The 23990-nt window shown below is 68.2% G+C and carries 22 protein-coding genes, 1 tRNA gene and 1 pseudogene; 4 read left to right on the top strand and 20 right to left on the bottom strand.

Annotated features, from left to right (window positions below; genetic code table 11):
* Positions 1-32 precede the first annotated feature (32 nt).
* Positions 33-725, top strand: coding sequence for a YqaJ viral recombinase family protein (locus ACIOU8_RS07370; RefSeq protein ID WP_042539571.1), 693 nt, complete (start codon positions 33-35; stop codon positions 723-725).
* Here ACIOU8_RS07370 and ACIOU8_RS07365 read toward each other — a convergent pair.
* The 6 genes from ACIOU8_RS07365 to ACIOU8_RS07340 all read right to left on the bottom strand — a co-directional run bounded on the left by ACIOU8_RS07365 (position 722) and on the right by ACIOU8_RS07340 (position 4880).
* Positions 722-1246 (bottom strand): hypothetical protein, encoded by a 525-nt coding sequence (locus tag ACIOU8_RS07365; RefSeq protein ID WP_400787626.1) that lies wholly within the window; start codon positions 1244-1246, stop codon positions 722-724. The genes ACIOU8_RS07370 and ACIOU8_RS07365 overlap by 4 nt on opposite strands.
* Positions 1243-1884 carry a hypothetical protein gene (locus tag ACIOU8_RS07360; RefSeq protein WP_400787624.1) on the bottom strand — a complete coding sequence of 214 codons (642 nt, stop codon included), beginning with the start codon at positions 1882-1884 and terminating at the stop codon, positions 1243-1245. The genes ACIOU8_RS07365 and ACIOU8_RS07360 overlap by 4 nt, the downstream gene beginning before the upstream one ends.
* Positions 1881-2513: a signal peptidase I gene (locus ACIOU8_RS07355; protein ID WP_400787622.1), complete on the bottom strand. Its 633-nt coding sequence runs from the start codon at positions 2511-2513 to the stop codon at positions 1881-1883. The genes ACIOU8_RS07360 and ACIOU8_RS07355 overlap by 4 nt, the downstream gene beginning before the upstream one ends.
* A 39-nt stretch (positions 2514-2552) precedes the next feature.
* The gene (locus tag ACIOU8_RS07350) at positions 2553-3170 is read right to left on the bottom strand and encodes a SipW-dependent-type signal peptide-containing protein (RefSeq protein WP_400787620.1); all 618 of its coding nucleotides are present in this window, start codon (positions 3168-3170) and stop codon (positions 2553-2555) included.
* 2 nt (positions 3171-3172) lie between these two features.
* Entirely contained in the window at positions 3173-3796 is a 624-nt protein-coding gene (locus ACIOU8_RS07345) for a SipW-dependent-type signal peptide-containing protein (protein ID WP_400787618.1), read from the bottom strand.
* 208 nt (positions 3797-4004) lie between these two features.
* On the bottom strand, positions 4005-4880 hold the full coding sequence (locus ACIOU8_RS07340; RefSeq protein ID WP_400787616.1) for a LysR family transcriptional regulator ArgP: 876 nt from the start codon (positions 4878-4880) through the stop codon (positions 4005-4007).
* A 70-nt stretch (positions 4881-4950) separates the two neighbouring features.
* Between ACIOU8_RS07340 and lysE the strand changes: the two genes are divergently transcribed.
* Positions 4951-5610 carry an L-lysine exporter gene (gene lysE / locus ACIOU8_RS07335; RefSeq protein WP_400787614.1) on the top strand — a complete coding sequence of 220 codons (660 nt, stop codon included), beginning with the start codon at positions 4951-4953 and terminating at the stop codon, positions 5608-5610.
* Between the two features lie 46 nt (positions 5611-5656).
* Here lysE and ACIOU8_RS07330 read toward each other — a convergent pair whose 3' ends face one another.
* The 8 genes from ACIOU8_RS07330 to ACIOU8_RS07295 form a co-directional block, all read right to left on the bottom strand.
* On the bottom strand, positions 5657-6478 hold the full coding sequence (locus ACIOU8_RS07330) for an amino acid ABC transporter ATP-binding protein (RefSeq protein ID WP_400787612.1): 822 nt from the start codon (positions 6476-6478) through the stop codon (positions 5657-5659).
* Positions 6465-7130 (bottom strand): amino acid ABC transporter permease, encoded by a 666-nt coding sequence (locus ACIOU8_RS07325; protein WP_400787610.1) that lies wholly within the window; start codon positions 7128-7130, stop codon positions 6465-6467. Before ACIOU8_RS07325 ends, ACIOU8_RS07330 begins: the two co-directional genes overlap by 14 nt.
* A gap of 3 nt (positions 7131-7133) precedes the next feature.
* Positions 7134-7946 carry an amino acid ABC transporter substrate-binding protein gene (locus ACIOU8_RS07320; RefSeq protein ID WP_400787608.1) on the bottom strand — a complete coding sequence of 271 codons (813 nt, stop codon included), beginning with the start codon at positions 7944-7946 and terminating at the stop codon, positions 7134-7136.
* Positions 7947-8104: 158 nt separating this feature from the next.
* The gene (gene rplA / locus ACIOU8_RS07315) at positions 8105-8794 is read right to left on the bottom strand and encodes a 50S ribosomal protein L1 (RefSeq protein ID WP_400787606.1); all 690 of its coding nucleotides are present in this window, start codon (positions 8792-8794) and stop codon (positions 8105-8107) included.
* A gap of 11 nt (positions 8795-8805) precedes the next feature.
* The gene (rplK, locus tag ACIOU8_RS07310; RefSeq protein WP_053097443.1) at positions 8806-9237 is read right to left on the bottom strand and encodes a 50S ribosomal protein L11; all 432 of its coding nucleotides are present in this window, start codon (positions 9235-9237) and stop codon (positions 8806-8808) included.
* Positions 9238-9465: 228 nt separating this feature from the next.
* A complete protein-coding gene (gene nusG / locus ACIOU8_RS07305) occupies positions 9466-10503 on the bottom strand; it encodes a transcription termination/antitermination protein NusG (RefSeq protein WP_400787603.1) in 1038 nt (345 codons plus the stop codon).
* Positions 10504-10543: 40 nt separating this feature from the next.
* Positions 10544-10816: a preprotein translocase subunit SecE gene (gene secE / locus ACIOU8_RS07300; protein ID WP_400787601.1), complete on the bottom strand. Its 273-nt coding sequence runs from the start codon at positions 10814-10816 to the stop codon at positions 10544-10546.
* Between the two features lie 39 nt (positions 10817-10855).
* Positions 10856-10928 (bottom strand) — tRNA-Trp (locus ACIOU8_RS07295).
* 191 nt (positions 10929-11119) lie between these two features.
* On the opposite strand from ACIOU8_RS07295, the gene ACIOU8_RS07290 reads away from it, so the two are divergent.
* Positions 11120-12943: an HSP90 family protein gene (locus ACIOU8_RS07290; RefSeq protein WP_400787598.1), complete on the top strand. Its 1824-nt coding sequence runs from the start codon at positions 11120-11122 to the stop codon at positions 12941-12943.
* Positions 12944-12980: 37 nt separating this feature from the next.
* The gene (locus tag ACIOU8_RS07285) at positions 12981-15779 is read left to right on the top strand and encodes a hypothetical protein (protein ID WP_400787595.1); all 2799 of its coding nucleotides are present in this window, start codon (positions 12981-12983) and stop codon (positions 15777-15779) included.
* A 128-nt stretch (positions 15780-15907) separates the two neighbouring features.
* Here the strand turns inward: ACIOU8_RS07285 and poxB are convergent, their stop codons facing one another.
* The 6 genes and pseudogenes from poxB to ACIOU8_RS07255 form a co-directional block, all read right to left on the bottom strand.
* The gene (gene poxB, locus ACIOU8_RS07280; protein WP_400787593.1) at positions 15908-17632 is read right to left on the bottom strand and encodes a ubiquinone-dependent pyruvate dehydrogenase; all 1725 of its coding nucleotides are present in this window, start codon (positions 17630-17632) and stop codon (positions 15908-15910) included.
* Positions 17633-17865: 233 nt separating this feature from the next.
* Entirely contained in the window at positions 17866-19230 is a 1365-nt protein-coding gene (locus tag ACIOU8_RS07275) for an NAD-dependent succinate-semialdehyde dehydrogenase (protein WP_400787590.1), read from the bottom strand.
* Positions 19231-19298: 68 nt separating this feature from the next.
* A complete protein-coding gene (locus ACIOU8_RS07270; protein ID WP_400787587.1) occupies positions 19299-20765 on the bottom strand; it encodes an NAD-dependent succinate-semialdehyde dehydrogenase in 1467 nt (488 codons plus the stop codon).
* Positions 20766-20813: 48 nt separating this feature from the next.
* Complete coding sequence (locus ACIOU8_RS07265; protein ID WP_400787584.1) at positions 20814-22358, bottom strand: APC family permease; 1545 nt, start codon at positions 22356-22358, stop codon at positions 20814-20816.
* Positions 22358-23242, bottom strand: coding sequence for a universal stress protein (locus ACIOU8_RS07260; protein ID WP_400787582.1), 885 nt, complete (start codon positions 23240-23242; stop codon positions 22358-22360). The genes ACIOU8_RS07265 and ACIOU8_RS07260 overlap by 1 nt, the downstream gene beginning before the upstream one ends.
* Positions 23239-23871, bottom strand: a pseudogene (locus tag ACIOU8_RS07255) (flavin monoamine oxidase family protein); the annotation flags it as partial. The pseudogene ACIOU8_RS07255 and the gene ACIOU8_RS07260, both read right to left, overlap by 4 nt.
* Positions 23872-23990 lie beyond the last annotated feature (119 nt).

Raw genomic sequence — 23990 nt, 5'->3', positions numbered from 1 at the left:
GGAGAGTCGGCGACGGGGGTTACCCTCGATAGGTGACCCCCGAACTCCAAGCTCGCATCGTCGCGGACTCCCGCGACCGCGTCGCCTGGATGAGGGCACGCTCCCGCGGGATCACCGCCACGGACGTCGCCGGACTCACGAGCGAGAGATCGATCGCGCGCGCGGCTGACTCGAAGCTCGGCGGTGGCCCCCGATTCGGAGGCAACGCCTACACCGACCACGGGCGACGCCGTGAGCCTGAGATCGCCGCCTGGGTGGCGGCGACCCACGGCATCCTGCCGTCGTCCGCCCTGTTCCGCGCCGAAGTCGAACATCGCCACCTCGCGACGCCCGACGGCATCGCGGTCGACGCAGACGGCCGCGTCAAGCTCGCCGAGATCAAGACCACCAACAAGGCGTTCCGCGGCATCCCCCGCACCTACCTCCGTCAGATCTGGTGGCAGCAGCACGTGCTCGGAGCCGAGCGCACGCTGTTCGTCTGGGAGGAGCACGTCGACTTCGCTCCGATCCACGATGAGCCCCGCTGCGTCTGGATCGACCGCGACGACCGCGAGATCGCGAAGCTCGTCGGCCTCGCCACCGACCTCATCGACGAGCTGTACCGACGAACCACCGGCATGCAGGTGCCGACACGCATTGCGGATGCCGCGGCCGCCGCCGCCGCCAGCCGCCGCGAGCACCTTCGCGAGCGTGACGCCTTCCGCGCGCTCGCCCTCGCCGACTAGGCACCGTTCGCCGGAGTGCAGGTAGGCGCGCCCGCGAGCAATGGAGCGTTGTACGTCGCCGTCGTGACCCCGGGCGAGGTCCACCCCGAATAAGTCGTCCGCATCTCGAGGACGACGTCGGCGCCCAGCAACGACCCGAGCAGCCCCGAGAGCAATCCCGTCGTGATGTCCGCCGTGTACCTGCCCTGGGCATCCGGCCCGGTAACCGTGGGTGAGATCGCCGTCGTGCCGACGCGCCACTGCACGTTCGACGATGTCATGGTCGAGTACGGCGCCGCAGCGTTGGGCCACTGGAAGACGATCTTCATGAACGAACCACCGAGCAGCGGAGGCCGGATGCACGAGGAGAAGCCGGTGACCTGGGGCGGCGCGAGACGCAGCGCAGTGATGGTCGTCCTCGCGTGGTCGGTGTCATCGAACGCCGCCTCGGTCATGTGAACCGTCGGTGCCATGCCGACGCCCAGGAGGAGCGCTGCCCCTGCGACGCCCGCGAGGACCCGCCGGCCGCGTCGACCGGTCATGACCCGCCCTCCGACGGATGAGTCGCCCCACGATGCCGCGCCGCGCTCAGCGCGGTGCCGCCGGCGACCAGTGCGAGCGCCCCGCCGAGGGCCCAGGGCGCGATCGGCGCGGCTCCTGTCGCCGCGAGCCCTCCGTCCGGTCCGATCGTCGCCGACTCGCCGGCCCCGCGCGCGTGGACGCGCACACGGGTGCTGCCGGCTTCCTCGTCGCCGAGAGCGATCACGAGTCTGAGATGTGCGATCTCTGTATCCGCCATCTCCAGGAGCGGCATCTCGACCCCGTCCCGCGGCATCGACCAGCCGGTCTCGAGCGTGGTCGCTCCCCCGGAGCACCCACCCTCGCCCCACGCCTGCGCGCAGCGAAGCACGTCGAGCACGAGCGCTGCATCACCGCTCGCGCTGATCCCCACCGCAACGGTCCCCGGGTCCGGCGCGTCCGCACTCACCGTCACGTCCCACTGAACCGGCTGCCCTGGCAGCAGGCTCGACGCCGCGTCCCAGTCGGCGATCGAGACCAGCCGCAGAACCTCTCCCTGCACGACCTGGGTCGACGGCGCCGCCCACGCGGGGCCTGCCGCGACGAGCACTCCGGCGAGGATCGCCGAGACGCCCGTCGCATATGCGGCCCGCCGGTTCACCGGTCGACCTCCGTCGGTGCGCGCCGCACCCGAGAGCTCGTCGTCGAGCGCGGCCAGAACGCCCAGACGACCAGAACCGTCGCGCCGACCGTGAGACCGCCGAGCACATAGGGGCTGCCCATCGCGACGATCGCGGTGGCGATTCCCGGGATGGAGAACAGCACGATGCGGACCGTCTGCACGGTGTATGGGTAGGGATCATCGGCCGCGTTGGCGTCTCCTTTCATGGTGATCACCCGCTCGTCCGCATTCGCACCGGGCGCGATCGAGGTGATGCGGTGAGTGACCGGCAGATCGCCCTCTCGATCGACGGTGACGACGTCGCCGACCTGCAGCTGCGGGGCCGCGACGCTCTGGACGACAGCGACCGAGCCCGCCGGAATCGTCGGCGCCATCGATCCGGTGCGGAACATGATGAGCGTGATGTTCGCCGTGAGCGCGACGACCACCAGCACCATGCAGGCGACTCCCGCGATGGCCGCGATCCAGAGAACCACGTCCGCGAGCATGCGCCCGAGACCTCGCCCTGTCGGACGGGGCTGGACGGATGCCGAAGCCGGGGGCGCAGACGGCGACGCGTCGATCGCGGTCGCCTGCTCACGCAGGCTGCGCCTCGTCGGTGCGCTCATCATTCCTCCTCAGCCGTCATCGACGTGTCTGCCCGTGTATCAGCTCGAGACCCCGGCGACCTGCCATGTCTGGATCGCCGTCAGTCCCTGGGCGGCGTTGCCGGTCGCGGCCGGCAGTGTCACCGCGAAGCAGTAGTTCACGGTCGTTCCGCCGTTCGCCGCGGCCACCTGGGTTCCGGTGCCCCCGACCGACAGCAGTGAGTTGTCGGGAACGACGGCGGTGCCGGCCGCATACGTCGTGCTGTTGCAGGCCGTGCCTGCGATCGTCCGCACCCCGTATCGCAGATACGTCCCGAGCCCGCTTCCCGCCGTCGAGGTCACACTGAGCTGCAGGGTGCCCGCCACCGACGGATTCGCGGTGCGCACGCTGAACAGCGCATAGGTCGTGTTGCCGGGGGCCATGGCCGAGAACGGTGCACTGAACGACAGCGCCGCCGGAGTGCCCGCGGGATGGCTCGAGAACGTGGCGCCGTCGGTCGCACCCACGATGTCGAACGTTCCCGCGGTGAAGGTCGCGGTGCCGTATTCGGAATCGTTCCAGGCGGCGAGGGTCATCGTCGCGCCGACGCCGAACACCAGGCCGCCCGCGAGCACGGCGCGTATCCGACGGGAGAGCAGTCGCTTCCCCTCCCGCATGCTTCTGCGGGTGTCGGCCATGATCAGTCCGCAGTCGAGGTGGCCGTGAACTCCCAGGTCGCGGTCGCGGTGGCGCCCTGTGTGAGACCGGCGCCCGCGGTCACCGCGAAGCACAGCTGAACGGGCGTTCCCGCCGTCCCTGCCGGGGTGCCCTCGACCAGCGGAACGGACGTGGCTCCGGTCTGATCGCTCAGGGTTGCGCCCGTCGCCACGACTGTTCCCGTCGCCGTCGCGTCACAGGTGTCGGCGGCGTCGATCGCGGTCACGGTGTACGAGAGGTTCGCCTCATTGCCACCCGTTCCCGCAGTGACCCCGGACGGCACGAGCGTTGCGCCGTTCGTGGTCGTGCTGTCGAGGCGCACCCAGAACGGCGCGTACACGACATCGTCGGGTGACATCGATGACGCGACAGCGGGCAACTGGAAGACGAGCGACGCCGCGGTGTCACCCAGATCGACGTTGTGATCGTCGTATCCGTCGTCGGCGCTCGTCGTCGAGCCCTCCAGGTTGAACGCGCCTGCGGTGAAGGTGCCGGTCGCGAACTCGGAATCGTTCCAGGCTGCGAGCGTCACCCCGATCCCGACGCCGAGCACCAGTCCACCGGCCAGAACTGCCAGAACCTTGCGTTGTGTGTCTCTCTCAGCCATGACATTCCCCCTCAGGAATTCATGAACCGCAGATGCCTGGGGATGGTCGCCCTTCTGCGACCCGCATCCGAGTGTTCATGTCGTTGTCGACAGCTTTGTCCAAGATCACTGCGATTTCAAGGGTGGCGCGATCACGAATCAACGCCTCCAGTCGTCGCTACCGACATAATGTCTTGACGAATCGGCAGCCGATCGACCGGATGACTGTTCAGTGAGACAGGACATGTCGCGCTTCAGACGCCACTTCGGCGGCGATCGTGTCGAGCAACCCGGACCGCAGATTCCACTGCTGCCAGTAGAGGCTGACGCGCAACGGCGGCCCACCGAGCCGCACCAGCTCGTGATCGCCCTGCAGAAGCGGCACCATTCCCCACCCGAGTCCCAGTCGGACGGCGAGCGCGTAATCATGCGACGCCGGCACGTAGTGCCTGGGCACCCCCTGCTGCGCGACGCCCATGGCCCCCAGCCACTCGTGCTGAAGCGTGTCGCGACGGTCGAAGTCCACGAACGGCGCGACTGCGAGAGCCTCGGACGTGATGCCGCCTCCGAACCAACGCCGGGCGAACACAGGCGCCGCCATCGCGTGGTACTCCAGCACGCCGAGTGGTGAGACCGAGCATCCGGCCACGGGCTCCGCTTCACTGGTGACCGCGGCCATCACGGTGCCGGATTCGAGCAGACGGGCAGTGAAGTTCTGATCGTCCCGATGCAGGTCGAAATCGAGGTCGTGCGCTGCGGAGAGCCTCGCCAGCGGGCCGAGGAACCACGTCGCCATCGAGTCTGCATTGACGGCGAGAGGGATGCGGGTGCGCGGCGCATTCACATCGTCGAGCCCCAGTCCGGCGAGGGCGTCGTGTTCGAGCAGCGCGATCTGCCGTGCCAGACGCACGACCGACTCTCCGGCTTCCGTGAGGCGCGCCGGCTTGGTGCGCACCACGAGCACGCGCCCCAGCTGCTCTTCGAGGCTCTTCAGCCGCTGGCTCACGGCAGAGGGGGTCACTCCCAGCAGTCGGGATGCCGCGTCGAAGGTTCCTTCGTCAGCGACGGCGGCGAGGGTGGCAGCGAGTTCGGGATCGATCTTCACATTAGGAATGCTAATGGTCCGATAGAAATCCGAACTGGTGTTGATGTACATCTGATCCTAGTTTGGGATCATGCTTCCCGCGCTCTCGGGCCTCGGCCTCGGCCTCTCCCTGATCATCGCCATCGGCGCCCAGAACGTCTTCGTCCTTCGTCAGGGCATCCGCAGGGAGCACGTACTGCCCGTGGTCATCATCTGCGCGGTGTCGGACGCTCTGCTGATCGCTGCGGGTGTCGCCGGACTCGGATTCGTGATCTCCGCGGCTCCCTGGCTCGTCGTCGTCGCCCGCTGGGCGGGTGCGCTGTTCCTGCTGGCCTACGGGCTTCTGGCGGCTCGTCGTGCGTGGCGGGGCGGCGAGCAACTGCGGGTCGAGCCGGCGGACGGTGAGAGCTCGAATGCGCGATCGAGCGGCGGCACATCCACGGCGACTCGCACGGCGCTCGTCCCGGTGATCGCGACGGCGTTGGCGCTGACCTGGCTGAACCCCCATGTCTACCTCGACACTGTGCTCATGCTCGGGTCGATCGCGGCCACCCACGGAGAGGATCGCTGGCTGTTCGCTGCCGGCGCGATCACCGCCAGCATCCTGTGGTTCATCGCGCTGGGGTTCGGCGCCCGCTACCTCGGTCGCTGGCTGCGCACCGAACGTTCGTGGCGCATCGTCGACGCGCTCATCGCGGTCGTCATGATCACGTTGGCTATCAGCCTGGTGCTGCCGGTGCTCGGAACCTGAGGCGGCTCGAGGGATTCCTCCCGGCCTGCTCGGGAATCTCTTGCGGTCAGTCGCCGTCGAGCGGCCGCAGGATGCGGGTGAGGAACTTCTTCGTGCGCTCGTGCTGCGGAGCGCCGAAGATGTCGGCAGGCGCGCCCTCCTCCACGACGACGCCCGCATCCATGAACAGCACATGGTCTGCCGCCTCGCGGGCGAAGCTCAGCTCGTGCGTGACGACCACCATGCTCCACCCCTCGTCGGCGAGCTCCTTGATGACCAGCAGCACCTCACCCACGAGTTCGGGGTCGAGCGCGCTGGTCGGCTCATCGAAGAGCAGCAGGTCGGGGCGCAGCGCGAGTGCGCGAACGATGCCGACCCGCTGCTGCTGGCCGCCGGAGAGCTCGTGCGGACGCGCGTTCTCCTTGTCGGCGAGCCCGACCCTGGCGAGGAGCACTCGCGCCTCGGCGACCACCTCGGCCTTCGGCCTGCCCTGCACCCGCCACGGACCCTCGATCACGTTCTCGAGCACCGAGAGATGCGGGAAGAGATTGTGATGCTGGAACACCATCGCCGAGCGGTCGCGCAGTGCGAGCCGCTTCTGCGCGCGCGTCCGTTTCGGCAGCGCCGCCTCCGGAGCGAAATCGATGTCGGGCCCGCCCGCGACGACGATCGTGCCGGCATCCGGCGTCTCGAGGCCGTTGAGCGCCCGCAGGACGGTCGTCTTGCCCGACCCGCTCGGACCGATCAGCACGACGACCTCGCCACGGTGCAGCGTGAGGTCGATGCCTCGGAGCACCTCGTTGTCACCGAATCGCTTGTGCAGGCCGCGGGCCGTGAGCAGGGCGTCGGCGGTGGACGTGTGCGCGTGCGCGGGGTCAGTGAGCGACATTGCGATCGAGCCTCCTCTCGAGTGCGCTCTGGCCGAACGACAGCACGAGGCAGATCACCCAGTACACGAGCGCGGCAGCCAGATAGACGACCATGAACTCCAGGGTCGCCGCCGCGATCTGCTGCGCGACCTTGAAGAGCTCCGTCACGAGGATCAGCGAGGCGAGCGAAGTGTCCTTCACGAGCGAGATGAACGTGTTCGACAGCGGCGGCACCGAGACCCGCGCAGCCTGCGGCAGGATCACGCGCGTGAGCGTGCGCGTGCGATTCATGCCGACCGTGTACGCCGCCTCCCACTGCCCCTTCGGAACGGAGAGGATCGCTGCGCGCACCACCTCGGCTCCGTAGCCGCCGACGTTCAGCGACAGCGCGATGATCGCGCTGGTCCACGGGTCCAGCTTCAGCCCGATCGACCCGAGCCCGTAGAAGATCACGAACAGCTGCACGATCATCGGCGTGCCACGGATGACCGAGATGTAGAACCTGGCGATGCCCGACAACACAGGATTGACCGAGATCCGCATGAGTGCCGCGCCGACGGCGAGCACGAGACCCAGCGCGAACGAGATCAGCGCGAGCGGAACAGTCACCGTCACGCCCGCGAGGGCGATCGGGCCGAGCGAATCGAAGAACAGCTGCCAGGGATTCTCCATGGGCTACTGCGTCACGTCTTCGCCGAAGTACTTGTCGCTGATCTCGGCCAGGGTGCCGTCGGCACGCAGCTCGTCGAGTGCGCCGTCGATGGCCTCGACCAGGTCGGTCTTGTCCTTGGTGAACACGAACGCCTGCTCGCCGGCCTCATCGGTCTCGGCAGCGATCTTCAGGCCGGACGGACTGTTCGTCGTCTCGTAGTCGAGGAAGGTCAGCATGTCGTTGACGGTCGCGTCGACGCGGCCCTGGCGCAGCAGCTCGACGGCCTGCGCCCAGCCCTCGACGCCTTCGACCGTGGCACCGGACTCAGTGGCCAGCTCGTACCAGTTGCTGGTGAGCGACTGCGCCGTCGTCTTGCCCTCGAGGTCGTCGAACGATGAGATCGAGTCGTCGTCCTCGGCGACCACGATGACTCCCGGCGAGACAGTGTACGGAGCGCTGAACAGGTACTTCTCCTGGCGCTGCTCGTTGATGCTGACCTGATTCGCGATCACGTCGAAGCGGCCAGCGTCGAGCCCGGCGAAGATCGCGTCCCACTGGGTCTCCTGGAACTCGACCTCGAGGTCGAGCTTCTCGGCGACCGCCTCGATGATCTCGACGTCGAAGCCGGTCAGGTCGCCGGTTCCGCCGTCATCGTGGAAGCTGAACGGGCGGTACGTGCCCTCGGTGGCGACCGTCAGAACACCGTCGTTGACGAGGCCGAAGTCGGATCCGCCCTCGCTCGAGCTGCTCTCGGCAGGCGCGGTGCTCCCGCTGCAGGCGGTGAGTGCCGCTGCGGCGACGACCAATGCGGTGACGGCGATGAGGCGACGAGACATGTGACCCTCCAGGGGTGCGGTGAGGCGCGAGTGCTGTGGCGCGGAACTCATTCACAGTACGCGGCATCCGACCTGCATCCCAACATCCGATGACGCTCGATGTCGTTCAGGATGCAGAAAGGCCCCCGCGCGATGCGGGGGCCTTTCTGGAATCACACTCAGATGGAGTTGACGTCCAGCGGGATGCCGGGGCCGAACGTGGTCGACACGGCGCCCTTCTGGATGTAACGGCCCTTCGAGCTCGACGGCTTGAGGCGGACGATCTCCTCGAGCGCTGCGCCGATGTTCTCGTTGAGCTGGTCAGCCGAGAACGACGACTTGCCCACGACGAAGTGCACGTTGGCGTGCTTGTCGACGCGGAACTCGATCTTTCCGCCCTTGATCTCCTCGACGGCCTTGGCCGTGTTGGGGGTCACGGTGCCGGTCTTCGGGTTCGGCATGAGTCCACGCGGACCCAGGACCTTTCCGAGACGACCGACCTGGCCCATGAGCTCCGGGGTCGAGACGGCCGCGTCGAACGCGGTCCAGCCTGCGGCGACCTTCTCGATGAGCTCGGCGCCGCCGACCTCATCCGCACCTGCGGCGATCGCTGCCTCGGCCGCGGGGCCGGTGGCGAAGACGATGACGCGCGCGGTCTTTCCGGTGCCGTGGGGCAGGATGACGGTGCCGCGCACCATCTGGTCTGCCTTGCGGGGGTCGACTGCGAGCTTCAGCGCGACCTCGACGGTCGAGTCGAACTTCGACGAGCCGGTCTCCTTGGCGAGGGCGACTGCCTCGCTGGGAGTGTAGAAACGGTCTGCCTCGATCTTCTCGGCGGCAGCCTTGTAAGCCTTGGACTTCGTAGCCATGATTATTCTCCTCAGCCCTCGACCGTGATGCCCATGGAACGGGCGGTGCCGGCGATGATCTTCGAGGCAGCCTCGATGTCGTTCGCGTTCAGGTCGGCCTGCTTGGTCTCGGCGATCTGACGGACCTGGTCCTTGGTGATCTTCGCGACCTTGACCGTGTGAGGCGTCGACGAGCCCTTGGGCACGCCGGCGGCCTTCTTGATGAGCTCCGCGGCCGGCGGGGTCTTCAGGATGAACGTGAAGCTGCGGTCCTCGTAGACGGTGATCTCGACGGGGATGACGTTGCCGCGCTGCGACTCGGTCGCGGCGTTGTACGCCTTGCAGAACTCCATGATGTTGACGCCATGCTGACCGAGCGCGGGGCCGATCGGCGGCGCCGGGTTGGCTGCACCGGCGTTGATCTGAAGCTTGATCAGGCCGGTCACCTTCTTCTTCGGTGCCATATCCTCTTCCTTTCATCGAACGGGTGCGGCTGCATCCGCTCTCCCGCGAACCCGGCATCTCCGGGCTGCGGTCGTCTGCGCGCCCTTCGACCAGCTCAGGGACCCAGAGGGTTGTCACGCAAACCACACAAGTCTACCTGACGCGAGAGCACCCCGAGAACGCAAGAACGGCCGCCCCGAAGGGGACGGCCGTTCTCGAGCACTTCGACAGGCTCAGTGACCTGCGTGTCAGACCATCTTGGTGACCTGGTCGAACGACAGCTCGACCGGGGTCTCGCGCTCGAAGAGGGAGACGAGCACCGTGAGCTTGCCGCTCTCGGGCTTGATCTCGCTGATCGAACCGGGAAGACCCGCGAACGAGCCCTCCTTGATCGTGATGGTCTCGCCGACCTCGAAGTCGACCTCGGCCGGCAGCGGCCGAGCGACGGCGAGGCCGCCCTTCGACGCGATGTTCTTGGCGGTCGGGACGTCCTTGACCTCGACGAGCGACTTCAGCATGTTGAAGGCCTCTTCGAAGCGCAGCGGCGTCGGGTTGTGGGCGTTGCCCACGAAGCCGGTGACGCCGGGAGTGTGGCGCACGACCGACCAGGTGTCTTCCGTGAGCTCCATGCGCACGAGCACGTAGCCCGGGATGCGCACGCGGGTGACCATCTTGCGCTGGCCGTTCTTGATCTCGACCACGTCTTCCATCGGGACCTCGATCTGGTAGATCTCGTCCTCGACCTCGAGCGTCGACTTGCGCTGCTCGATGTTGGCCTTGACCTTGCGCTCGAACCCGGCGTACGAGTGGATGACGTACCACTTGCCCGGGAGCATCCGCAGGTCCATGCGGAACGCCTCGTACGGGTCTTCCTCAGCGTCGTCGTCCGACTCGGCGTCGGCCTCGGCGTCTTCGTCGCCGTTGACGTCGGGCCCGTCGTACGGGGTGACCTCGTCGGCCTCAGCGGCTTCGAGCTCAGCGGTCTCTTCCGCCACGGATTCGTTGAGGACCTCAGCGGCAGCCTCAGTCTCAGCCGCTTCGTCCAGGTTGAGAGCGTCGTTCACGATCGCGTCCGCCTCCGGGTCGTTGATGTCGATGTCGGTGTCGTCCTGCGCATCTGCGTCGTCGTCTCCGTCGACGTTCTCGATGTGGATGGCGACATGTTCGGCCGAGGTGACCGACTGCTCTTCCGCAGCGAGCACGTTGCCCTCCTGGGCCTCGTCCTCTTCGCTGGACTGCTCGGCAGCCGTCGCCCAGTCGGCGTCGTCGGAATATCGTTCAGACACGTTGTTTCTTTCCAATCACTGCGGCCGGGGCCGCGAGGCATCAGGCGTCCGGGACTCCGAAGACGATGTGCGTCACCCAGGCGAACAGGGTGTCCAGTCCGTAGACGATGCCCATGACGATGAGAACGAAGACGAGCACCACTGCGGTGAACTTGACCAGCTCTTTGCGGGTCGGGGTGACGACCTTGCGCAGCTCGGCGATGACCTGACGGAAGAACAGGGCGATGCCTGCGAAGAAGCCCGCGATGCCACGCTTCTTCTCGCGGGTGGCGCCGGCCGCGACGACCTCGCCGCGCGGTTCGTCCTGATCCATCCTGAATGTACCTTTCGTGTGTCAGCGTGTGCTGACGCGCAGGGCGGACAGGAATCGAACCTGCAACCTGCGGTTTTGGAGACCGCTGCTCTGCCAATTGAGCTACCGCCCTAGAGACCGGGAGGTCTCGGGGTGTCATCTTCATCCTGCCACCGCTGCCGGACCGGAAGGACCGGGCACGGCGAAAGAATGCAGACAACAACTGCTGGTCAAGCATACGGCATCCGCCGGTCGGTGCCGAACCGGGCCCGCTCTCATCGTTGTTGTTAGGCTCGGCGGGCGGACGAAACGGGAGGGGGCGCAGTGAGCGCAGACGTGCAGCAGTTCCAGGTGGACCTGCGCGGTGTCGTCGACCTCTTGAGCCGCCACATCTACTCGAGCCCGCGGGTGTATCTGCGTGAACTGCTGCAGAACGCGCGCGACGCCATCACGGCACGGCGCGAGGTCGACGGTGAGGGTGGGAGGATCCGCATCACCGCGCTGACGGACGGCTCCGGCGAGTTCGTGCTGCGAGACGACGGGGTGGGCCTGAACGCCGCCGAAGTGGGCGATCTGCTCGCCACGGTCGGGCGCAGCTCGAAGCGCGACATCTTCGACCTTCCTCGCAGCGACTACCTGGGTCAGTTCGGCATCGGCCTGCTCAGCTGCTTCATGGTCGCCGATTCGATCGTGATCCGCTCACGCAGCGCACGGGGCGGTTCGGCCGTCGAGTGGACGGGCAGCGCCGACGGCACCTTCCGCGTCGTCGAGATCGACGACGACCTGCCCATCGGCACGAGCGTGCATCTGACACCCCGATTCGACGCCGACGAGCTGCTGCGCCCCGCGGCCGTGCGCGAACTGGCCACCGCCTTCGCCGAGTTCCTGCCTGTGCGGGTGACGCTCGAGTCCTCGAACGGCGACATCGACATCACGAGGCGCGCGCCCTTCCTCGACGCGGTCGACGACATCGACGGAGCTGTGCAGTACGGACGCGACCTGCTCGGTGCCACGCCGCTCGACGCGATCGAGCTCAGCGAACCGGCCACGGGCACCAGAGGCCTCGCCTACGTGCTCCCCTACGCTCCCCCGCCGGGTGCTCGTCAGGCCACCCGCATGTACCTCGGCAGGATGCTCCTGGGCGAGCGGGTCGACGACGTGCTGCCCGAGTGGGCGTTCTTCGTGCGCGCGGTCGTCGATTCGACGGGCCTCGCTCCGACGGCGAGTCGCGAGTCGCTCGTCGACGACGCGGCACTCGAGCGCGTGCGCGAGCAGCTGGGCGCCGGAATCCGTCGCTGGGTGCTCGAGCTCGGGTTGCGTGAGCCGCACAGACTGGCCCAGTTCGTGGCCATCCACGAGGTCGGACTGAAGTCCCTCGTGCGCCACGACGACGAGCTGGCGAGGTTCATCACCCGCTGGCTGACGCTCGAGACGACGCACGGCACGATCCGCATCGGAGATCTCGTCGAGCGGTACCCGCACGTGCGCTTCGCGCAGTCGGTCGACGAGTTCCGCCAGGTCGCAGGGATCTCGCCCGGATCAGAGGTGCTGGTCAACGGCGGCTACCTGTACGACGCGGACCTCGTGCGGATGCTGCCGGAGCTGTACCCTCACGTCACGATCGAGCTCGTCGACGTCGCCGGCGAACTCGATCGCCTCGACCCTCCGCCCCTCGACGACCGTGATGCAGCGATGGCCCTGGAGGAAAGAGCGGGCGGCGTGCTGACGGCATCCGGATGCTCCGTCACGGTGCGCTCGATCGACCAGCCGGAGCTCGCAGCGCTCTACGTCGCCGACCCCGAGGTGCTGCGCCGGATCGACCGAGGTCGCACGAAGGGCATCACCGGATCCCTGTGGGGCGGTGTGCTCGACCGCATCGACTCGACCGTCTCGGCATCCCGCGACGACGATCTGAGCGCTCGCCTGTGTCTGAACTGGTCGAACCGCGTCGTGCGGGCGCTGGTGCGGGTGCACGACGACGCGGTGTTCGCACGCACCGTGCAGCTGCTCTACATCCAGGCGTTGCTGGCCGGTCACCACCCGCTCTCCGACTCCGATCGTGCGCTCATGACGACCGCGCTCTCGGACCTCGTCTCGCTCTCGGCCGGCATCGAAGAGGACTCGATCCCCTTCGGCGACGCCGTCTGAGCACAGCTCTGCCGTCCACTCCGTTCGAAGGATCCCCATGACACCTCCCAAGAAGCGCTTCACGCAGCTCATCGAGGAGATCGATCGCACGCCGTGGGGGCCGGCGGAGCAGGCGCTGGTGGCCGATGCCGTCTCACTCGCCGTCGAGCTCGGCGACGAGCGGCTCGAGTACGAGGCGCGGATGCGGCAGACCGCGTCGGCGAACATGAACGGCGCGACCGACGTGATGCTGAACTCCTTCGCGTGGTGCCTCGCCAGGCACGACGCCGACCCACAGCGGTTCCCCGCCGACCTCGAGTACGGCGGCGCCGATCTGATGTGGCAGTTCAAGTGGATGGCGTCGTCTCTGCGTTCGTCTCCCGCCTTCTCGGTCGAGCAGATCGCGGCGGTGCTCGACGACATGGAGACGCACTACCGCGCTGCCGGGCTCGGCATGAGCGGAGTGCTCACCGCGCGATTCGAAGACGCGTGGGATGCCGGGCGCATCGATGATGCCGAGGCGCTGCGCGTGCAGCTGGAGACCACGCCCCGCGATGACCACAGCCACTGCGACGCGTGCGGGCGCAGCCAGTTCGCCGGGTTCTTCGCAGACACCGATCGAGACGCCGAGGCCATCCGGCTCGTCGAGGAGATGCTCGAGGGCGGATTCTCATGCGGCGAGGAGCCGGAGCACGCACTGTCGCGCGTGCTCGTGCCCTATCTGCGCGCCGGGCGCCTCGACGAGGCGAGGAGCGCGCATCTGCGCAGCTACCGTCTCGCGAAGGACAACCCCGACAACCTGCGGATCGTGGCCAACAACATCGTGTTCTCCGCCCTCACGGACAACGAGGCCAGGGCGCTCGCGCAGGTCGAGCGCCACATCCCGTGGCTCGCGCACGACGGGCTGAACGTCGACGCGCACTTCGCGGCGCTGGCCGCGTTCGCGTTCGCCCTCGACCGCGTCACCGCAGCGGGCCACGGTGACGCCCCGGTGCGCGGTGCCGACTCCCCCGCGCTCACCGCGTTCTTCGGCGAGCACGACGGAGCGTGGGGCGCAGCCGAGCTCGCCGCCGCCGCATGGGTCGCTGCCGAGCGCATCGGCTCCGAGTTCGATCGACGCGACGACACCGAGGGCCATGCACGCAGCCTCGCCCGCATGCGCTCTCTCGCGGACGAGCACTACGACGTGCCGATCAGGTCGGATGCGTTCGTCACCACTCCGGATTCGGCCACCCCCGGCGATGCGAACGCCTGGTTCGATCGGGTCATGGATCTCGCCCAGTTCGGTGCTGAGCACGAGACGCTGCGGGCTCTGCCGCATGCCCTGGGGATCGAGGACCCCTCGAAGCTCGCTCAGCTCATGTCGATGCGCCTCGGCATCCTCATCGCCCTCGACCGCGCCGACGAGGCCGCCGAGCTGCTGCCCGCACGGATCGATGCCCTGCGCGCCGCCGGGCTCGACGCACAGGCCGATCTCGAGCAGCGCCTGGGTCTCGCGACCTTCGGGCTGAACACCGCCGATGCCGCTGCGGCACTCGAGGACGAGCTCGCGGACGCGGCATCCCTCCCGGCCTGGTCCCGGGGAGATGTGGCGATCAGCCGGGCATCGCTGCACATGCAGGCCGACGAACCGGATGCGGCGCTCGACATGGCGGAGATCGCTGCTCGAGCATTCGCCGACGCCGACGATGTGCCTCTCTCGAACACGACGACGCTCGTCGCCGTCGCGGCGGTGCTGCAGAAGGGTGACGTCGAGGCGGCATCCGCTCTGCTCGATCGCTTCCTGGCTCAGGACGATCTCAGCGTCGGACACCGCGCACAGGCACTGCAGACGCGTGCCAGGGTGCGCGGCGGCAGCGAGGACTACGCGGAGGGCGCGGCGGATGCCGACGAGGCGTCGCGTCTCCTGGTCGGACTGGGTGCGACCACCGCGCTGGCGACGGCGCACCTGCTCGCCGGAGCGCTCTGGGAGGACGCCGGAGACCCCGAGAAGGCCGTCGCCCGCTACCGCGTCACCTCACGTCTCGTCGCCCAGGAGGGCGGCGATCAGGCCGGGGCTGATTTCCGTCTCGCGCGGGCGATGCTCGCCGCGGGCGATGCCGAAGTGGCCGCCGAGCTCCTCGGTCAGGTCCTCGAGCGTGAGGAGAAGGCCGAGGTGCCTGCCGCGTCTCGGGCGATGACGGCATCGCTGCTCGCTCGCGCCCTCGGCTCGGCCGGCGAGTTCGGTCAGGCGGTCGGCGCGTTCGGCTATGCGGCCGATCTCTTCGGCGAGGCGGAAGAGCACGCCGATCAGGCCATGGCACTGACCGAGCGCGCGAAGATCCTCGCCCGATTCGACGGGCACGACGAGGCGATCGAGTCGCTCGAATCAGCATCCGTGATCGTGCGCCGGGCACCCGAGGCGGTCGGCGCACTCGCCGACGTGCTGCACAACCTCGGCCAGGCCTACAGTGCGAAGCAGGACGACCGTGCCTTCGCACTGTTCGATGAGGTCGCGGCGCTGGCTCGGGAACACGACGCGGAGTGGCTGCTGGCCGACGTCACCGACTCGCGGGGTCGGGCGCTCGCTCAGTTCGGGCGCATCGATGAGGCCGTCGCCGCAGCACTGACCGCAGCCGACGGATTCGCCGTGATCGGGGATGCGGGGTCGGCCGGAGGATCAGAGCTGTTCGCCGCCCGCCTGCTCGCCGGCGACGACCGCGCCGCTGACGCCGTGCCGATCTACCGCAGCGCTCTCGAGCACGCCGCGGACCATGCGCCACTGCGTCAGGTGTCGGCGCTCGAGCTCGGCAACGTGCTCGAGTCGCTCGGCCGCCAGCTCGAGGCTGCCGAGGTGCGCGCGCTCATCGAGAGCTAGGTGCGGGTTCGGGCCCGGGTCCGACTTCCGGGCAGCACCTCGTCGGGAGGAGATCTCCCCTTGGCGAGGAGAGATCGGGCGGATTGCTCCTCCCCAGGAGGTGTTCTCCTCCCCAAGGGGTGCGCGGCTCAGAGGAACTGGCGCCAGTTCGCTCGCGCGAGATCGAGCAGTTCGTCTCCCTTGCCCGACATCACCGTGCGGATCGCATAGAGCGCGAAGCCCTTGACCTGCGCGGCCTCGATCGCCGGCGGCATCGACAGCTCCTGCCGTTCGGTGACGACATCGAGCAGCGCGGGGCCGTCGTGCGCGAGCACCTCGCGCACGGCATCCGGCAGATCCTCGCTGTTCTCGACCCGGCGGGCGAAGATGCCCATGGCCTCGGCGATCGCGGCGAAACTCGGGTTGTCGAGCGCGGTGCCGTAGGTCACGAAGCCGGCTGCCTTCATCTCGAGCTCGACGAAGTTCAGAGACGAATTGTTCACGACGATCGTCTTCACAGGGAGCTTGTTCTGCGTGAGAGTGAGCAACTCACCCAGCATCATCGCCAGTCCGCCGTCGCCGGCGAGGGCGATCACCTGCCGGTCAGGATGCGAGACCTGCGCGCCGATGCCGTGCAGCAGCGCGTTGGCCATCGACCCGTGCGTGAAAGAGCCGATCAGTCGTCGGTTCTCGGTCATCGACAGATAACGGGCGGCCCACACGGTCGGCGAACCCACGTCGGCGGTGAATACCGCGTCATCCGCTGCCTGCTCATCGAGCAGTCGCGCGAGGTACTGCGGGTGGATGGGCCGACCGGCCTTCGTGGGCGTCGCGAGGTCGTCGAGCTTCGCCCTCGTCTTGCGGTAGTGCGCGGTCGAGTCGTCGAGGTGATCGCGATCGCTCTTCTCCGCGAGGCGCGGGAGCAGCGCTTCGGCGGTCGCACGGACATCGCCGACCAGACCGAGATCGAGCGGATGCCGCTTGCCGAGCTGCGAGCCGCGGATGTCGACCTGGATCGTCGTGGCGTGCTCCGGGTAGAACTGCTCGTAGGGGAAGTCGCTTCCCAGCACCAACAGCGTGTCGGCCGCCTCCATCGCCCGATAGCCGGAGGCGAAGCCGAGCAGGCCCGTCATGCCGACATCGAACGGATTGTCGTACTCGATGAACTCCTTGCCCCGGAGGGCGTGCACGATCGGCGCACCGAGCCGGTCGGCGAGTGCGATGACCTCATCGTGGGCGCCCTCGACGCCTGCGCCGGCGAGGATCGTGGTCTTCTTCGAGGCGTTGAGCAGTGTTGCGGCCCTGGCGAGCTCGTCGCCGCTCGGCACGATCACCGGGTGCGACCGCTCGATGACCACAGCTCGGTCGTCGGCGATCTCCGCCAGGGCGACGTCACCGGGGATCACGAGCACCGCGACCCCGCGCTGCTCGATCGCGGCGCGCATCGCGATCTCGAGCAGACGGGGCATCTGCTTCGGGTCTGCGACGTACTCGACGTAGACGCTGCACTCGCGGAAGAGCTCCTGCGGGTGCGTCTCCTGGAAGTACCCGGTGCCGATCTCGGTCGTGGGGATGTGCGCCGCGATCGCGAGCACCGGCACACGCGAGCGGTTGGCGTCGTAGAGGCCGTTGATCAGGTGCAGGTTGCCCGGCCCGCACGAGCCGGCGACGACGGCGAGGTCACCCGTGAGCGCAGCATCCGCCGCCGCCGCGAAGGCCGCCGACTCCTCATGACGCACGTGCACCCATCGGATGCCGCCGTCCTTGCGGAGGGCGTCGGTGAACCCGTTGAGGGAGTCACCCGGAAGGCCGTAGACACGGTCGATCCCGTTGGCGCGGAGGGTCTTGACGATGTTCGCTGCGACGGTTGCCATGCTTCCAACCTACGCCCGGGGGCCGGTGCGGGCTCCGGCATCCGTCGGACCTCAGCTCGACATCCGTTGCTCACGTCCGGCTGCAGGACTCAGGCACGTCTGCAGGGTCTTGAAGCGATTTCTATCCTGCGGACGTGCCTCGGTCCTGCAGACGGTTGCGGGAGCCGACACGAGAGGGCGGCGGGTGCGACGAAGGGGCGGATGCTGCAGCATCCGCCCCTTCGCACAGACGCTCAGCCGATGCGGATGAGCTTCTTGTTCACGAACTCGTCTGCGGCGAGGTGTCCGAGCTCACGCGAGGTGCCGCTGCGCTTGATGCCGCCGAACGGCAGCTCGGGGCTGTCGGCCAGCACGAGGTTGACGTAGACCATGCCCGCCTCGATGTTGTCAGCGACCCGCTCGGCCTGCTCCTCGTCGGTGGTGAAGACGTACGAGCCGAGCCCGAAGGTCGTGTCGTTCGCGAGGGCGACGGCGGCGTCCTCGTCGGAGACCCGGTAGACGACCGCCGCGGGGCCGAAGAGCTCCTCGTGGTAGACGTTCATCTCGGGCGTCACGTCGGCCAGCACGGTCGGCGCGAAGAACGCACCGTCGCGCGTGCCGCCGGTCAGCAGCGTCGCGCCCTGCTCGACGGCCTGGTCGATCTGCTTCTGCAGGTTCTCGGCCGCCGTCTCGGAAGACACAGGGCCGAGCACGGTGTCATCGAGTGTCGGGTCGGTCGCTGTCACCGCAGCCATCGCCGCGGTGAACTTCTCGACGAACTCGTCGTACAGCCCGTCGACGATGATGAAGCGCTTCGCTCCGTTGCACGCCTGGCCGTTGTTGTCGAGGCGCGCGTCGACACCGGCCTGCACCGTGGCGTCGAGGTCATCGGTCGACAGCACGATGAACGGGTCTGAACCGCCCAGCTCGAGCGCGACCTTCTTGAGGTTGCGTCCGGCGATCTCGGCGACCGCGGCGCCTGCACGCTCCGAGCCCGTGAGCGAGACGCCCTGCACGCGCGGGTCGGCGATCATGTCGGCGATCTGGTCATTCGTCGCGAGGACGTTCTGGTAGGCGCCCTTCGGGAATCCGGCGTCGTGGTAGATCGCCTCGATCGCCGTCGACGACTCGGGGCACTGCGGCGCCGGCTTGAGCAGGATGGTGTTCCCGACGATCAGGTTCGGGGCCGCGAAGCGCACGATCTGGTACGCCGGGAAGTTCCACGGCATGATGCCGACGAGCGGTCCGAGCGACGAGCGGCGTACGATCGCCGAGCCCTCGCCGAGGATGGCGATCGGCTGGTCGGCCATGATCGCCTCGGCCTGGTCTGCGTAGTACTCGGCGATGTCGGCGGCGAAGTCGACCTCTCCGAGCGCGGCCTCGCGCGGCTTGCCCATCTCGCGCACGAACACGTCGGCGAGCTCCTCACGGCGTTCGCGGTGCAGCTCTGCCGCACGGCGCAGCAGCGCTGCGCGCTCCGCGACGGTCGAGGACCGCGACCACTCGCGGTGCGCCTCGTCGGCAGCCGCTACGGCCTCTTCGATCTGCGCATCCGTGAACGTGTCGAAGGACGCCAGCGTCTCTCCGGTGGCGGGGTTGATGACGGCGTAATCGGTCATGTCGTGTCCTCTCATGTTGTTGGTCTGGGCGCTTCGACAGGCTCAGGGACCCAGACCGGAGGTGTTGGTCAGGAGATCGGGATCAGCGTGTACTTGGTGGACAGGTACTCGTGGATGCCCTCGAGACCGCCCTCGCGGCCGACGCCGGACTGCTTGACGCCGCCGAAGGGTGCCGCCGCGTTCGACACGACGCCCACGTTGAGACCCATCATGCCGGTCTCGAGCTTGTCGATCATCCGCTGGCCACGCTGCAGGTTCTCGGTGAACACGTACGAGACGAGACCGTACTCGGTGTCGTTCGCGAGACGCACGGCGTCGTCCTCGGTCTCGAAGGTCGCGATCGCGAGCACCGGACCGAAGATCTCCTCTCGGAGGATCGCCGAGCCCGCGACCACGTCGGTGAGCACGGTCGGCTCATAGAAGGTGCCGGTGCCCTCGAGCGCCTTGCCGCCGGCGAGCAGCGTGGCACCTCGTTCGACGGCGTCATCGACGAGCTCGCCGGCCTTCGCCACAGCGCCCTCATCGATGAGCGGTCCGATCGAGACGCCGTCTTCGGTGCCGCGGCCGATCTTCATCGACTTCACGCGCTCGGTGACCTTGCGGGCGAACTCCTCAGCGACGTCCTGGTGCACGATGAAGCGGTTGGCCGCGGTGCACGCCTGGCCGATGTTGCGGAACTTCGCCGCCAGAGCGCCGTCGACCGCCTTGTCGAGGTCGGCATCGTCGAACACGACGAACGGTGCGTTGCCGCCGAGCTCCATCGAGACCCGCAGCACGCCCTCGGCGGCCTGCGCGATGAGCTTGCGGCCCACCTCGGTCGACCCGGTGAACGACAGCTTGCGCAGACGAGGATCGGCGATGATCGGCGCGGACAGCGCCGACGACTTCGAGGTCTGCACGACGTTGACGACGCCGGCAGGCAGGCCCGCCTTCTCGAGCAGGGACGTGAAGAACATCGTCGTCAGCGGCGTGAGTGCCGGGGGCTTGATGACGACCGTGCAGCCGGCGGCGAGAGCCGGAGCGATCTTGCGCGTCGCCATCGCGAAGGGGAAGTTCCACGGAGTGACGAAGAACGACGGGCCGACGGGACGCTGCGAGACGACCATGTGGCCGGTGCCCTCGGGATTGATGCCGTAGCGACCGCTGATGCGCACCGCCTCCTCGCTGAACCAGCGCAGGAACTCACCGCCGTAGGCGACCTCTCCGCGGGCCTCGGCGAGAGGCTTGCCCATCTCGAGCGTCATCAGCAGCGCGAGGTCCTCCTTGTGCTCCTGCACGAGGTCGAAGGCGCGGCGCAGGATCTCGCTCCGGGTGCGCGGTGCCGTGGCCGCCCATTCGTCCTGGGCGGCGACGGCAGCATCCAATGCACGGATGCCGTCGCCAGGCGTCGCGTCGGCGATCGTGCGGATGACCGCGCCGGTCGCCGGGTCCTGCACGTCGAACGTGCCGCCGGTCTCGCCGTCGATCCACTCTCCCCCGATGAAGAGGCCGGTGGGGATGCTGTCGAGCAGCGCCTGCTCAGTCTGAGTGCTCATGAATCTCTTTCTGTGGGGAGGGGGGAATCCGGATTCGGCGGAGAGCGGTCAGCGTCTGCGGATGCTCGCGGGGGCATCCATCCCGAGCGTCTCGCCGCGGAAGAAGGCCGGGCGCTTGATGCGCTGCCAGATCATCACCGCGATGCCGACCACGATGATGAGCATCCCGAGGATGAAGACGATGCCGACGCCGCCGATCTGCGACCCGGAGCCGTAGGCCGGGTCCATGGAGTCGATCAGCGTGGTGAAGAACAGGATGCCGAGGATGATCCCGCCGATGAGCGGGAACAGGAACGTGAAGAACAGGTTCCTCGTCGAGTCGAACCACTGCTTGCGGAAGTACCAGACGCAGGCGAACGCCGTGATGCCGTAGTAGAAGCAGATCATCATGCCGAGCGTCAGGATGGTGTCCCAGAGCGTGTCCTCGCTGACCACTCGCATCACGGCGTAGAACGCCGAGGCGACGATGGCCGACACGATGGTCGCGTACCCCGGCGTGAAGAACCGCGGGCTGACCTTGGCGAAGGGCTTCGGCAGCGCACCGTAGTGCCCCATCGCCAGCAGCGTGCGTGCCGGCCCCACGAACGTCGACTGCAGCGACGAGGCGGAGCTGGTGAGCACCGCGAGCGAGACGAGGAACGCGAGCGGGCCGAGGATCGGACCGGAGAGGTGGAAGAACACGTTCTCCTGGATGTCTCCGTTGCCGAGACCGAGCTCCCCGTCACCGACTCCCGCGAACATGATCATCGCGACGGCGAGCAGCAGGTACAGCGAGACGATGGTGAGAACCGTGGCGGTCGCGGCGCGACCGGGTGTCTTCTCGGGATCCTTGGTCTCCTCGTTCATCGTGAGGGTGACATCCCAGCCCCAGAAGATGAAGATCGAGAGCGACAGACCGGCGGCGACGGCGCTGAACGACGTGATCGCGAACGGGTTGAACCAGTTCAGGTCGAACGGCTGGTAGTCGAAGCCGTTGCCGTTGACCGCCTGCACGATCGCCGCGCCGGCAAAGAAGACCAGCACGAGGATCTGGAAGCTGACCAGCCAGTACTGCAGCTTCTGCGTGGTCTGCATGTCGCGGTATGAGATCCACGTGGCACCGAGCATGAACAGCAGGCACACGCCGATGTTGACCCAGGTGTTCGACGCGATCGCGGCGATGTCCGCGTTGCCGGTGATCTGCGAGATCAGCAAGAAGAGGAAGTCCACCGCCACGCCCGCGAGGTTGGAGAGCACCAGGATGGTCGCGACCACCAGGCCCCACCCGGCCATCCAGCCGATCCAGGGGCCGAACGCCCGCGTCGCCCAGGTGAACGAGGTGCCCGAGTCGGGCATCCGGTTGTTGAGCTCGCGATAGCCGAAGGCCACCAGGAGCATCGGGATGAACCCGACGAGAATGATGGCGGGGATCTGCGCGCCGACCTCCGACGCCGTGGGCCCGATGGCCGCCGTGAACGTGTATGCCGGGGCGATACACGAGATGCCGATCACCACGGCACCGATGAGGCCCACGGTTCCCGCGCTCAGCCCCTTCGTGGAGATTCCTGTCGTGACTCCTGATTCGGGCTTCGTCGCCCGGTTCGAGCTGCTCATCAGCGGACTCCTGCTTCGGCGCGGGTGCGCGGGACGACGATCATGGGTACGGGCAGTTCGTGCAGCATCTTTGCTGCGGTCGAGCCCAGGAACAGGCGGCGCGGCTGCGCCAGACGGCTGGAACCGACGAGGACGACCTCACCGGGCAGCCAGGTGAGGTTCGCGACGGCGTCTTCGACCGTGTCGCCGGGGGCCTCTTCGGCCTCGGCCTTCAGCTCTTCCGGCAGCAGCCCCTTGGCCACCTCGAGCACTTCGCTCGCGTGCTCTTCGCCGACCACGCGGATCGCGCCGGTGTCGAGACCGGGCGGCACGTCGAACGGCACGAGCGAGACCAGTCGCAGACCGACGCGGGACTCGCTCGCGATCGCGGCGGCCTCGTCGAGGAGATTGTCGGCGCCGGCGCGGTTGCCGACCGCCGCAGTCACCCTCGGAAGCACATGGTCGTCCCGCTCCGCCGTGCCGGCCGGGGCGAGCGCGACGGGGATGGTCGACGAGTGCAGCAGCTCAGAAGCGACGCTGCCGAGGCGATGACGGCCGAAGATGCTGCCGCCTGCGGTGCCGATGACGATCAGGCGCGCATCGAATTCCTCACCGGCGGCGATGAGCCCCTCGGCGAACGACTCCGCGAAGCGCACGTGCCCCGTGCGGGTGAGCTCCTGAGGCATTCGCACGACAGCATCCTCGAGCCACTCCTTCGCCTGTCGCCGGATGTGCTCCTCGTAGGCGCGCTCCGGGGGGACGGCCGCGCTGCGAGTGCCCTCCGAGGGCAGCACGATCACGAGGTGCAGGACCGCACCGAGGCTGCGGGCGAGCCGCGCGCCGAGCGCAGCGGCATCCGCTCCCGCATCCGTCGCCGTGTAGCCGACGACGATCGCGCCGCTCATCGGCCGACCTCGGCGGTGTCGCCCGCGGCGCGCGTGGCTTCGACGATGTTCGAGGCGACGAGGTGTCCCATGCGGATCGCGCCGTCGACGTGCTGGTAGCCGGCTCCTGCCATGTCGCTGCACGCGAAGTGGATGGGTCCGACGGCCGAACGCAGGTCCGCGCCGTAGCGGTGCAGTCCGCCCATGTCGAAGCTCGCCGCGTACGCGCCGCGAGTCCACTCCTCGGTGCCCCAGTCGCTCTCGTAGTACACGACGGGGTTCTTCGCCTCGTCGCCGTAGTAGTGCGAGAGGGACTCGAGGATGCGCTCCTTGCGCTCCTCGGCCGACAGTGTGAACAGGTCGTCGGCATTCTGGTCGCTCACGAAGCCGACCAGGGTGCCGCGCGCGTCGCCGTGGTTGGTGTTGTCGTACGCCTCGTGCGAGAGCTCATAGGGGCTGAACGCGGTGCCGCTGAGACCCTGCTCGCGCCAGAACGGACGGTCGTAGACGGCGTGCACCTTGATCACGAAGCCCATCGAGATGTGCTGGTGCATCTGGTGCTGACGACGCGGCAGCGGCGGCGTCAAGGCGATGCGGCTGTAGAGCACCGGAGCGTGCGCGAGGATCGCGAAGCGGGCGCGCACGGTCGTGGGGGGGGGGGGGGGGGCGCGCCCCCCCCCCCCCCCCCCCCCCCCCCCCCGGGGGGCCCCCCCCCCGCCCCCCCCCCCCGGGGGGGGGGCCCCCCCGGGGCGCGCCGGGCGGGCGCGCC

The sequence above is a fragment of the Microbacterium sp. NPDC087589 genome (assembly GCF_044743635.1).
In the GTDB taxonomy this organism is placed as follows: Bacteria; Actinomycetota; Actinomycetes; order Actinomycetales; family Microbacteriaceae; genus Microbacterium.
Note: the sequence above shows the minus strand (reverse complement) of the source record. Positions and strands in the feature narration are given on the sequence as shown.

Bases quoted from the DNA above. Each gene is read 5' to 3' on its own strand.
- ACIOU8_RS07270 (WP_400787587.1), bottom strand. From the start codon at position 20,765: ATGAGCACTCAGACTGAGCAGGCGCTGCTCGACAGCATCCCCACCGGC.
- lysE (WP_400787614.1), top strand. From the start codon at position 4,951: ATGCTTCCCGCGCTCTCGGGCCTCGGCCTCGGCCTCTCCCTGATCATC.
- ACIOU8_RS07350 (WP_400787620.1), bottom strand. From the start codon at position 3,170: ATGGCCGACACCCGCAGAAGCATGCGGGAGGGGAAGCGACTGCTCTCC.
- ACIOU8_RS07330 (WP_400787612.1), bottom strand. From the start codon at position 6,478: ATGTCGCTCACTGACCCCGCGCACGCGCACACGTCCACCGCCGACGCC.
- ACIOU8_RS07285 (WP_400787595.1), top strand. From the start codon at position 12,981: ATGACACCTCCCAAGAAGCGCTTCACGCAGCTCATCGAGGAGATCGAT.
- secE (WP_400787601.1), bottom strand. From the start codon at position 10,816: ATGGATCAGGACGAACCGCGCGGCGAGGTCGTCGCGGCCGGCGCCACC.
- ACIOU8_RS07365 (WP_400787626.1), bottom strand. From the start codon at position 1,246: ATGACCGGTCGACGCGGCCGGCGGGTCCTCGCGGGCGTCGCAGGGGCA.
- ACIOU8_RS07345 (WP_400787618.1), bottom strand. From the start codon at position 3,796: ATGGCTGAGAGAGACACACAACGCAAGGTTCTGGCAGTTCTGGCCGGT.
- ACIOU8_RS07355 (WP_400787622.1), bottom strand. From the start codon at position 2,513: ATGAGCGCACCGACGAGGCGCAGCCTGCGTGAGCAGGCGACCGCGATC.
- poxB (WP_400787593.1), bottom strand. From the start codon at position 17,632: ATGGCAACCGTCGCAGCGAACATCGTCAAGACCCTCCGCGCCAACGGG.
- ACIOU8_RS07260 (WP_400787582.1), bottom strand. From the start codon at position 23,242: ATGAGCGGCGCGATCGTCGTCGGCTACACGGCGACGGATGCGGGAGCG.
- rplK (WP_053097443.1), bottom strand. From the start codon at position 9,237: ATGGCACCGAAGAAGAAGGTGACCGGCCTGATCAAGCTTCAGATCAAC.
- ACIOU8_RS07320 (WP_400787608.1), bottom strand. From the start codon at position 7,946: ATGTCTCGTCGCCTCATCGCCGTCACCGCATTGGTCGTCGCCGCAGCG.
- ACIOU8_RS07275 (WP_400787590.1), bottom strand. From the start codon at position 19,230: ATGACCGATTACGCCGTCATCAACCCCGCCACCGGAGAGACGCTGGCG.
- ACIOU8_RS07325 (WP_400787610.1), bottom strand. From the start codon at position 7,130: ATGGAGAATCCCTGGCAGCTGTTCTTCGATTCGCTCGGCCCGATCGCC.
- rplA (WP_400787606.1), bottom strand. From the start codon at position 8,794: ATGGCTACGAAGTCCAAGGCTTACAAGGCTGCCGCCGAGAAGATCGAG.
- ACIOU8_RS07265 (WP_400787584.1), bottom strand. From the start codon at position 22,358: ATGAGCAGCTCGAACCGGGCGACGAAGCCCGAATCAGGAGTCACGACA.